Source organism: Actinotalea ferrariae CF5-4, from assembly GCF_000603945.1.
In the GTDB taxonomy this organism is placed as follows: Bacteria; Actinomycetota; Actinomycetes; order Actinomycetales; family Cellulomonadaceae; genus Actinotalea; species Actinotalea ferrariae.
In genome coordinates, this window is record NZ_AXCW01000138.1 from 1 (window position 1) to 11,392 (window position 11,392).

The 11,392-nt window shown below is 67.5% G+C and carries 5 protein-coding genes; all 5 read right to left on the reverse strand.

Translation table 11 applies throughout. From position 1 onward, the window contains the following. Window positions 1–268: 268 nt before the first annotated feature. Window positions 269–3,217, reverse strand: a complete 2,949-nt coding sequence (locus N866_RS12260; RefSeq protein WP_162177319.1) for a Z1 domain-containing protein — start codon at window positions 3,215–3,217, stop codon at window positions 269–271. A gap of 29 nt (window positions 3,218–3,246) precedes the next feature. Then, entirely contained in the window at window positions 3,247–4,251 is a 1,005-nt protein-coding gene (locus tag N866_RS12265; protein WP_052022989.1) for a PD-(D/E)XK motif protein, read from the reverse strand. Further along, on the reverse strand, window positions 4,248–5,786 hold the full coding sequence (locus N866_RS12270; protein WP_052022990.1) for an ATP-binding protein: 1,539 nt from the start codon (window positions 5,784–5,786) through the stop codon (window positions 4,248–4,250). Before N866_RS12270 ends, N866_RS12265 begins: the two co-directional genes overlap by 4 nt. Window position 5,787: 1 nt before the next feature. Further along, window positions 5,788–9,222: a Swt1 family HEPN domain-containing protein gene (locus N866_RS12275; protein ID WP_034226753.1), complete on the reverse strand. Its 3,435-nt coding sequence runs from the start codon at window positions 9,220–9,222 to the stop codon at window positions 5,788–5,790. Window positions 9,223–9,256: 34 nt separating this feature from the next. Continuing rightward, window positions 9,257–11,392 (reverse strand): DUF1156 domain-containing protein (locus N866_RS22420; RefSeq protein ID WP_034226754.1); only part of this gene is annotated, 2,136 nt, incomplete at its 5' end.

The window sequence follows — 11,392 nt, forward strand, 5'->3', positions numbered from 1 at the left end:
CCCACGCTCAACTCCGAAGAGCCCGTTAAGGGCCGATCAGACGTCTTCAGGCGCGCCAACGAGTTCCTGATTAGCAGAACGTCAAGTTGCTCCTGACGGAGCGTCGACTGTGCTGGAGCCGCTGATGTCACCGCTGTCTGGGTGCCAGCGCCTGCGGCCGCGCTTCGTCGGTGTGATCCGAGCCGCGAGACTCTCGCCGACAGCGTCGGCCGCAACGGGGACGGTGCCCGCCGACACCCCTGACGGCGGTGAGCTCCGGTGGCTCGGCCTACGACGCAACGGTCGGGTCGTCGACGGCAGCAAGATCACGGTGGATCTCGTCGTCCTGGACGCGTTCCCATACGAGCGCCCGGCCCCCGGGCGCCGACTGCTCCGGGATCACCATCGACACCAGGACTGTGACCTCGGTCGGGACCACCGGCGACTCGGAGCGCAGGTCCGCCTTGCCGCTTGGATCGAGCGCGAGGTAGACGAGCACGACGCCGAGGTCTAGGTCCGTGTCTGCCCCCGCCAGGTCCAGGAAGGCGTCAGCTGCGCGTGGACCGATCGCCGCGAGGCTCTCGGCGGGAATGCGGTGTTTCCTATCCGAGCCGGAGAAGTCGTAGCGACCGGGGCGCCGGCTCCTGGTCACGAGGGGTGCAGGGGTGGACAAGCCCGGCAGGGTCGTGTGGCCGCCGGTCCCCAGCTGGGGCCAGATCACGGCCCACCTGTCCACACGCTTGTCGCGGGCAACATTGCCGTAGAAACGGACCTGCGGTCGCACGAGTTCGCTCGCCGCGGTGTGCCACCGCAGCCCCTGCGAACCGAGGAGTTCCGTGACGTTGGCGTTGTCCACGAGGGCGACGCGCGCGTCGAACAGGTTCTTGCCGTCGCTGAGTCTTACAGACTCGCCCGTGTGCGCCAGCAGGCGAGCGATCGCCTTGGCATTCTGCTTCTTGGCATCGGTGTCGTCGGCGCTCGGGACCATGTAGAGGTCGCGAATGCGGCCTCCCACGCCCTGCTCGATCAGACGCGCGTTCCACATCTTGTTGCGAGCGGTGAGCTTGACCGCCGGCAGGTGCTGACGGATGAGCGGGGGCACCGCCTGTGGGGTCAACAGGGGCTTTCCGGACTCGTCGAAGCCCTCGTACTGAGCGAGCTCGAGGCGCAGTGCCTCCTCATCACGAAGCACTGCTTCGAACGCCTGATACAGGTCGTCCGGGATGAACAGGCGAACGAGGTCCCGGTAGCCCTTGCGGTACCCGAACCACCGCCCGGCCTGCATCAGTGTGTCCCCTTGGCCAGCTGATCGGCGGTAGTACGACACGGTCAGGCCCTCAACCGTGAAGCCCCGGCTGAGCTTCGTTCCACCGACGAGGATGCGCCACACCGCCTCGGCATCGAAGTTCAGACGCTTGGCGTTGGCCTGAAGCTCAGCATCGGAGTTGACGACGATGACGGGGTCTCCGTCCTTCGTCATCCGGGCGTAGGCATCTCCGATGTACGGCTTGATCGCAGCGAACGACTCGGGGACAGGGCCGTCCTGGCGAGCCACACAGACCGGGCGGTAGTCGGACTCCCACAGCGCCTCCAGGCGGCCGATGCCGATCGGAGATGTGGCGGGGTGCGCGGACCATACATCCCGTACACGGTCGGCGGTCTCTCGGTGCTCGGCCTTCTTGACGGACTCGTGAACCAGCATCGTGTGGTGGCGCCCGGTGCTCGTGCCGTGGCGCTCGCGGTAGAGCTTGAGGGCACCGGATAGGACGAAGGCATCCACGGCGTCGAGGAGCTCTGCGTCGAGATCGGCGGCGTCGATGTCGGTCTCTAGGTCGCGGACGAACGCCATGCGGTTCGACGTCGTAAGATCGCGGGTCTCCGTGCTCCAGTCGCGCTCGATGTCGTGGAAGTCAGCCACACCCATGTAGTCGACCGGCCTGGGCAGAGTGATCAAGAAGTCCGACGGGAAGATGTCCTGCTCGTCCGTCGGGTCGACGAACACATTGGCGAAGGGCGTCGCGGTGTAGCCGACGTACTGCGCGCGTGGGGCAAGCGACAGGATCTCAGAGATCGCCTTGTTGATCGCGGTGCGCTTGCGCTCGGCGTCCGTGGCAGCGGCGGCCTTAACCTTGGGGCTGGTCGTGTCGAGCGACGCCTGGTCGGACTCGTCGTCGATGATGAGTATCGGCAGCTCGCCGAGCGTCTTCGAGCCGACGGCCTTCAGATCAGTGATGAGCTTCTTCAGGGTCGTCGAGTTCTTCTTCACGACCGCCAGGTAGGCGTCCGCGGCGGCGAGGTTCTCCGGGTCGTTGAGGGGAGCCGACTTCTTCGGCCGACTCGGGAAGCGGAGCTTCGTCAGCTCCTGCTTCAAACGCTTGTAGTCGGCCCCGAGCGTCGTGGCTCGGATGATGCGCGGTACGCCGTCGGTGATCTCGATGCCCTGGTGGTGAACAAACGACGTCCCGTCCTGCCACTCCGGGTCGCCGGCGTAGTCGAACTCCTTGAGCCACGTGTCACCGGTGGTGTCGAGGCCGTGCACGAGGTTCTCGTAGCCCACCAGCTCCTTGTCCAGTCGCCGCTGCGTCTGTGCGCGAAGCATCTCGACGGTGCCCGTGAGCACGATCACGAGGCGGTAGCCCGAGTCGACGGCCTTGGCGATCACGCCAGTGAAGTTCGCCGTCTTCCCGCTCTGGACATAGCCGATGACAAGTCCGCGCGTCTTCTTCGCCTCTGGTCGCGTCGGGTCCGACAGGCGACGGACGACGTCGTCGGAGGCGGAGTCGAGTGACTCGATGACGTCGGCGCCCCAGCCCTTCGCACGGAGGTAGTCCTCGTAGTGGGCCCAGTAGAAGCTGTGCCGTGCGCCCTTGGCTTCCTCGTACCAGGGCTCGAACTCCTTGGAGATCACCACCTCGTGGTTCTCCACCACGGGGCACTTGAGGTCGAGCGCTTGTGCGAGCGAGTCGGAGAAGCCCAGGCGGGCGTAGGCCCTGTGACGGCGGGCAGTGGTGTGTGGAGGGGGCGCCGGCTCTCCGTCGAGGGCTGCCCATGGCGCCTCGGCGTGCGAGTCCCACGCGAGCAGCGCCCGGTGGAGGCGATGCACGACGGGGTCCGTCAAGGGTGCTGCCTCGAGGTGGGCGGCCAGCGCTTCCTCCGTGAGCCCCTGACCACCCATGAGGACGTTCACCGTGGCGACGAGAGGCCGCGGGACTGTCTGCGCGTCGGCGGTGAGCAGCATCGTCACATCGTGCTGCCAGGCGGGTGCAGTCATGGGCTCGGCTCCTCGGGATGCTCGATGAAGGTGTCCACCGGGGACGGTGGGACGCCGAAGCCCAGGTGAGTGACATCGACGCGGTACTTCACGTCACTGACGAGTTCGGCCTGGGGCACGGCCGTTCCCAGGCGTGCGTCCGTCAGCGCGGGGAAGGTCTCGTCGACGAGGTAGGCGCGCGGTCCGCTCCGGAGCGTCAGGTGTGCCGCGTAGAGGTCGGCGTCGGCATCACGCCAGCCCATCGAGCGGAGAAGCTCGTCGATCCGAGGGCGTCCTTCGCGTGCGAGGTCACGGACGGCTGCCACGAGGTCGACCAGGCTCCGTCCGCCATCATGCGTCGTGGGCGTCACCTGGATGGACACCAACCACAACGGGACGTCACGCAGCGGCTGGAGCTGCTGCGTCCCGCTGATGACGTGCCGACGGTGCTCCCCCTTGGTGGTCTTGACCTCGAGGTGGACGTGCCCGAGGGCGATGTCGTGCTCCTCGTTGGTGGGTCCCATCCACGCGGGCACAGCGACGTCCGGACCTGCATGTTGGAGGAGGTGCTCGAGGACGAGCAGCTCACCGTAGAGCCCGATCTGCTGCTCCTCGCTCATCGCGCCTCGCGATGCGAGGAGGGCACGGTATGCCTCGAGCGCCTGGTAGGTCGCGACGCCGACGGACAGCCGCTCGAGCTGAACGAGGTCCGCGATGCGCGTCAGGAGCGAGTACGCCTCGTGGAGCGAACTCTCGACGAGCACACGGATCTCCCACCAGTCCACGCCCTCATCGGTGCAGGAGGCCAGGTCGATGTTGCGGAACTTCGCGAGGTCAGGCTCCTTGCCGTCGGCCGGAACGCTCAACTTGATCTCGCGGTGGGGCGGGTCGAGGTCGATGAAGCACTCGGGGGTGCCGGGAATGGGAAGTCTGGCGACGTTGCCGTCCGCCCAGTAGCCGTCGAGCATCGCCAGGTCGGGGTGGCGCTCGGAAGGTGCGAAGGGCACCGGGTCGGACGTCATCGCGTTCCGCCTCCTCTGTTGCGTCGTGCCTTCTCCTCCTCGGCAGCCGCCCCCAGGACCGCCTGCCACACGGCAGCCTCATCGCGTTTCGCGGAGCTGTACTGGGTGCCGGCGAAGTGGTCCTGTGCCAGCAGGAACATCAGTGCCTTGACCAGCGGTGCGTCGTTGAGCCCCTTCTGTCCGGGGGAGAAGAGATCCCGGTACAGCAGGTTCAGCCACAGGGTTCGCAGCGGTCGATCGATCTCGAAGAAAGTCCCCGTGGGGAGCCGCTTCCAGCGGACCTCGACAGGGTCCTCGTCGGCGTGGAAGTCGAGCTCCTCGCCGATCGCCCGCCGGACGCCTTCGGCGAAGCCGCGGTCCGGCTGCACCACGGGCTTGCGCTTGTGCGTCCGCTTCTTGGACTGGACCAGCACATCCTCGGCCGCGTTGAGGTAGTCCTCGAAGGACACGGCGTCGTTCCCAACGCCGGAGGTCGCTTGAGCGAGGGCGTGCGCCAGAGCGGTGCTGAATTGAGTGCCGCTCTTCTCCGGGTTGAGCTGCACGAGGCCGTCAAGACCGTCGGCGTCGATGCTCACCCTGGCGAGCTTGCGGAGCGAGCTCGCGTTGGCGACGTTGTTCCAGCCGCCGACCTGGAGGAGGCGATCCGCGCGATAGACGTAGAAACCTTGCGTCTCCTCGGCGGACTTCTGCTGGAGTCGGAACTCGGTGTTGTTCTCGTACTTAGCCGGCCAGATGTGGCACGTGACGGTCACCTCGACCCCGGACGCCTTGGCCTGCAGCTGCTTGGGGAAGCCGGGCCTCCCGGTCAGTGGGTAGGCGAACGGATCGACGGGCCGCACGGGGGTCGCAACGCCTTGATTTCCATGCTCGTCCACCTGGATCGTCTGAACTACGACGCGGTTCGCTGCGAGCAGGCGGTGGTAGACGAGGCCGAGGTGGTGCCGTACCCGCTGCTGGGCGTTCGTCAGCCAAGCCGCAGCCTCCGCCGGCGACGCGCCGTGGACGCCATGCTTGAGTTCCGTGAGTGCAATCACCGTCCCGTGAGCACGGCCGTCCAAGGCATGTTCGATCGAACGCTCCGCGGCTTGCGTGCTCAGGACGTCACAGGAGTAGTCCCGCTGCATGTCGACCCGCGACAGGCGGCGCCCGACCGCACTCGCGCCGTACCGCCGCGACCAGACGGTGAGAACGTTCGCCACGCCGAGGGCGGCCGCCTTGAGCCCGACACCGAAGTGCCCCAGATCACCCGGGGCGTAGTCGCGTTGACCGCCGAGCCGCATGGCGCGGTCTGCCAGGTCGGCGTCCATGCCGTCACCGTCGTCGACGACGATGATCCCCGCCAGGTGTCCGCCTCTCGTGACGAAGCGGATCGTCACCGTGGTGGCGTGCGCGTCGATGCTGTTGTCCACCAGGTCGGCCATCGCGGACTCGAGGGTGTGGTGGGTGCCGAGGCTCTTCACGAAGGCCGGGTCAGGCGTGAGGATCAGCCGGGCGACCACCTCGTCGGCAGGTGTGTCCGTGAGCGGCTCGACCATCTCAGTACTCCACGTCGTCGAACCGGCTGGTGTCGAACCGCAGCGTCCGGGCGTTCTCCTGGACCGCGCGGCGGGTGCCCTCCGGGAAGCCGTCCGAGGTCTCGGCGCGCACATCGACGGAGATCTCGAACAGATCCAGGTCCGGCGTGTCCGCCAGCAGTTGGAGAACCTCGCGCGCCACCTCGGCAAGGCGACTCGGGATGTCCTCGGTGCGGTCCTCCAGCAGGAAGCGGCCGGTGTAGGCACCGGCCCGGATGGTGCGGGGCGGTTCCTCCTCGTCGGCGCCTTCCTCCTCGGAGACGCGGTCGACGGGGTCCGGCGTCCTGTCCGTTGAGCCGCCGCGACGCTTCGTCTCCACGTCGAGTCGCTGGCGCTCGGCCTCCCGCTCCTCCTCGCGCTCCTGTTGCCGCTGTTCGGTGGCGATCTCGGGACGGACGAGCAGGGTCGTATCGGTGATCTGGCCGAAGTGCTGGTCCTCCAGGGGCACGGCCAGGCCGTCATACCGGCCGGTGGTCTCGTCGTAGCCAGTGGCGAGAGCGAAGCCCTGCTGCGTCCAGCCGGCGTCGGTTAGGACGTCCCGGACTGTCTCGGTGAGCACGCTCCGGTCACGGAGGCGCACGAGGTAGGGGTGGCGTGTGAAGTAGTCCCACAGGTCGCCGACGGAGACGTGGCCACGATTCCACCGCGCACGGAGAACGCCGACGAGATCGATGTGGAGGGCGGCAGGTGCGAGATGCGTGTGCAACACCCCTTCGCGGACGAGCTTCGCACCCGTGCGGACAGCGAGGCGTTTCTCGGCTCCGTCGCACTTGATCTGGCCGACGGTCAGCGGGGAGGAGGGATCGTCCTGGACGGCGTGGAGGGCCCAGATCCATGTTGCCGGTATCTGGTCCTCGATCGTCCGGTTGGACTCGTCCGCGCGCTTCCGCGCCTGGGCCGCGCGCTGTTGCGTGAGGTCGAGGAGGTCCGTGTCGTCGACGATCGATCGCCAGGCAAGGTGAGTCCGCGTGGTGTCCTCCAGGTCCTTCCAGCGGTTCTCGTCCGCGGCGAGCGCCACGATCGAGTTGGGCCGCAGACGAGGACCCGTCCCGCGGTGCTGGAGCAGGTTAAGGACGAACCGTGCCCCGGCGCTTTCCTTGTCCTTGCCGTTGTGTCGGTGCTCCGGCCGCAGGACGACCAGCCGGGTTCCTTCCTCGTCCGCGACGTCGCCCGATGTCTCCGGTGCCGCGATCACACCGGCGAAGTCGGGGGCGGGAGCCTTGAGGAGCTGGCGAAGGCGGGTGACGACCTCGCCGTGCACCCTTTCGGCAGGGAGGTCCTTCGCGCGCTCCGCAGCGAGCCTGTTGAGCGAGGGCTGGGTGTCGTACCAGTACCGGTCCCCGTCGCGGAACAAGTGGCTGGAGGTGTTGACCAGCCCATCCAGTGCGGACCCGAAGTTCCCCACGACGTCGCCCGGCATCGCCACCCCGAGAGTGACGCGCTTGCGATCGACGCCCTTGCGAACCGCGTCCAGGGTCGGCGCCGAGTCCAGGAACACGGTCCGAGCGACCCGTAGGGCGGTTGACCTCTTGCCCAAGAGGGGCCGGTCGCTGTCCACCCGGCGGGAGATGGCGTCGCGGCCGTCGATGTCCGTCTCGACGATCTCGGTCCAGCGCGGGTCGACGTACTGGACGATCTCACTCCGTGCACCCGCCTCGTCGAGCGGGACGGAGCCGGGCACGATCAGCGGCGATCGGTCGCCGCGTGCCCACAGCTCGTGGACCACGGTGCTCATGAGGCGCAGGACACCGCGAGTCCGCTGGAAGCGCTCCAGCGTCGACCAGTCCGTGTACAGGCGGTCCAGCAGCTCCGGATGAATCGGGTACGCCGCTCTGATGCGCCGCTCGTAGTCGCTCTCGGTCACCCCGGACGGGAACTCCGCACGGTGCTGGCGGTAGTACTCGATGAACCGGCGCGCCGTGGCGTTGATGGCGGCAGACGCGGCGTTGTCGGGTTCGCGGAACAGCCGTCGGCGGACGATCTCGTATGACTCGTCCCGCGACGCCGGCGCCCATTGGTGCGCCACCCGGCGGATGACGTTGTCGAGACGTTGGAGTGCCTCCCGGCCGTGGCGACCGCCGACCTCGAGGTCCGACGCGTCGACGACTATTTCGCCCGGCGCAGCATCGGCGGTGTCGCGGCGGACGTCGCTGGCGGGCACGGAAACGAGGAGGAGGACGCCAGGAACGGCTGCCACCGCCTGGGTCAGGGCCTGCGCGAAGGTGAACTGGGTCTCGAAGTCGCCGGCCGCCAGGTCGGAACGGCTGTGCAGCTGACGGGCGTAGGCGACCCACTCGTCGATGAGGATGACCGCAGGTCCATGGTCGGCCAGCAGTGTCCGGAGTGTCGCGCCTGGGTTGGTGCGCGTCTGGTCGGCCTGCGCGACCAGTGCGTATGCCTCGGCGCCGCCGAGCTGCCACGCGAGCTCGCCCCACAGCGTGTGGACGACCGTGGCGTCCGGCTTGGTGTCCGGCTGTCCCGGAGAGATCTCATTGCCGACGATTGCCACGCGTCGCACGGTCAAGCCGGTGGGGTCGCCCTCGCGGAGGAGGTCCTGCACCTCCTGCGGGAAGGCTCCCAGCGGTCGGCCGGAGAACAGGTGCCACACCGCGAGCATCGAGTGAGTCTTGCCCCCGCCGAACGTGGTCTGGAGGTTGATCACCGGCTGCGCGTTGGCGTCGCCGGACACGCGGGCGGCGGCACGCAAGAGCAGATCCTTGAGTCCCTCGGTCAGATACGTTCGCCGGAAGAACTCGATCGGGTCGGCGTACTCGTCGTCCGTGCCGGTGGGCTCGACGGCGACGCGGTAGAGATCGGCCGCGAACTCCGAGGACGCGAACGTGCCGTTCTGGACGTCGGTGTGGGGAGGCAGCACCTCTCGCCAGGCGGGCAGATCGGTGTCCGCCGTGTCCGGGGTGGCCGGCGCCCGGCCGGCGCGGCGGGTCTCGGACTCGTACGCGCCGCGCTGGATGTCGAGCCGACGACGGCGGACCTCATCGGCCTGCGGGATCGAGCCGATGGCGCGCAAGAGGCGCTCGACGGTGTCAAGAGCGCGGTAAGCGTCGTCCGGGCTGAACGACTCGTTGTGCGCCACGCGGTTGCGGACGTCTGCGAGCTCCCCGGCGAGATTGCGCTCCCCCCGGGACAGGGGACCGTCGAAGGGGAACCCCAGTTCTCCGTGCCGCTCGTTGATGGCTCGTAGTTGCAGGTGGAGATCCATCGGGTTGTAGCGGTCCGCCCGTGGGCGGCCCCGGGCTTCGTCCTTGAGTTCGAGGAGAACCGTCCACGGTTGACCGGTAGGCAGGAGCGGGCCCAGCACTCGGTCGACGAATGGTTCGAGAGCCTCCGCCAGGACGTCGAGCGCCCTGCCGACCTGCTCTTTGTTGCTCACTGCCATGACGAGGCCGCCCCCTTGCGTGTCGCGTCGGTGTTCACCATGCGTCGAGTCCGAGGTCACCCTGCTGGGCGAACGTGCGATCGACCTTCTGCGACGCTGCCGAAAGGTCCGCCCACTCGGTTCCCAGAGCGTTGAACAGCTGGGCGTCCTCGGGGTCCTTGCGCTGAGCCAGCTCGTACAACCGGTACGCGAGCAGCTGCACGGACTCGAGGTCGATGCGAGTGCCGGCCGCAGCCATGAGTGGGGCGGCCGCATCTATGCCGTCGGTGGTCAGCTTGCGGGCGAGGTGGCAGGTCACCTCCCAGACGGAGATCCGGTCGTCGTCAACGGGGTTCCAGTTCCGTGGTAAATCGCCCGGACGGATGAGCCGCACGAACCCCTCCCGGGCGACGAGCACGCCGCCGTCCTCCATGCGCTTCACGGGTACGTTGAGCGCGTTAGCCATGTTCTCCGCGTCGCCGTAGGCGGCGGGCTTCCAGCCGAACTGGGCGTACCACTTGAGACAGAACCGGCTGTCGGCGTCGAGGTCGCCGTCCTGTTCGGTCAACACCTCGTCGAGCGCCTGATTGATCAGAGCGAGGGCTGTCCGAACTGTCATGGGCGAGCCATCCGCCTCGATGACCTTGGCGTAGCGGGAGAACACCGCCATACCGGGACCGATGGTGGCTTGCGCTAGGTCGACGGGGGCGATGGCGCCCTGCTGCATCTCGGTGAGGGCGTGCGGCAGCTCTGTCTTCAAAGCGGCGAGGAAGCCGCGCCGGTTCGTTGCTTCGGCTGACTCGTTTCGTGGACGGAGGCACAGGACGACCGAGGAGGCCAAGGCGTTGGTCCCCACGCTGATCATTCGGCCGGAGCGTTCCGATCGGATCGGCCATGTAGCAGTGATCGACCAGCCCGCATGCATCATGCCGGCGAGCAGCGTCGCCCAGCCCGTGGAAGCGACTCCTTGCTCCTCGAGCTCCTGCTGCTTGAACGCATAGTAGACCGTGATCGGATAGTCACTCCTTGCGGTCTCCCGGATCCGACGGAAGACACCCTCGAACCCGTCCTCGAAGAACTTCGATGCCCCTTCGGCGCCTCCGTGTCGATACGGGTTCGCGACGAGCTCCTCCGCCTTCGGAACGAGCATTGTCGAGAACAACTCGGCATGGATGGGCCGCAGAGCTCGCCGGAGCCAGACGTAGAAGAAGTCCGAAAGGTCGGAGTAACCGATGTTGTCGTAATACGGCGGATCGGTCGAGACTACCGTCCCGCGGAAGTCGCGCTGCGCGGCGTCGAACTGGCTGGCCGTTGCCTCGACAGCGGCGGGGAGCGACTTCAGCGCCCCAGCCATGGACTCCGTCGCGATCGACACGTCGCCGGCCGCGCGGGCAAACGGTGACACTTCGACGAAGTCCCAGACCATGGGTATGGCCTGCCGGGCGAACAGGTTGCGTGCTTGATCGCGCGAGTTCGACCAGGTCACGAGAGCGTTTCCCAAGTCAGCCGTTCGGCTCACGGCGAGACCGAGGTAAGTGGCGACCGCGTCTGCGTAGGCTGATGCATCCGTGCCCCCGTCGGTCAGACGAGAACCTTCGTCCATCCCGATGGCGAGCGCGTCAGCAAGCACCTGCTCGCGGGCATCGCCGACGAGGTCGCTGAATGTCGTCAATGCCGCAAGTTGACGATTCGTGAACAGATCTGCGTGGTGCGTCATGCCGTATGCCTGCACGCGGAAGCTGGGCGCCTGCGTGGGCATGTCGGAGACCGGAGCCGATTCCGGCCGCTTCACCTCCGCTGCCTTGACGTGGGCATGGGTTGGCGGGAGGTATGCACGCGATCGATTGACCTCGGCGACCACTGCGATCAACTGAGAAGCTATCCGGCCCTTACGGCCTTCTTCGCGGATGAAGCGGAGCTCGACGGCGGAGCGGCACGCCACGCACTGTGCACCTGTGCGTCCGACAGTCCCGTCGGTGCTCACTGTCGGCGCTCCGGTCGTTCCACGGCGGATAGTGAAGGCGACCCGGCGCCGCGACGGGGCTGCTGCATCGGCGACGACCTCGGGCGCAACGAAGGCCTCCTTGCCCTTCTTCTTGCTCAACCACCACGAGCGGACCAGAGGCATGTCGATGCCGCACGCCGGGTTGGGGCAAGTCACCGTTCGCGGGTCTTCGCGGTTCGTGGTGAA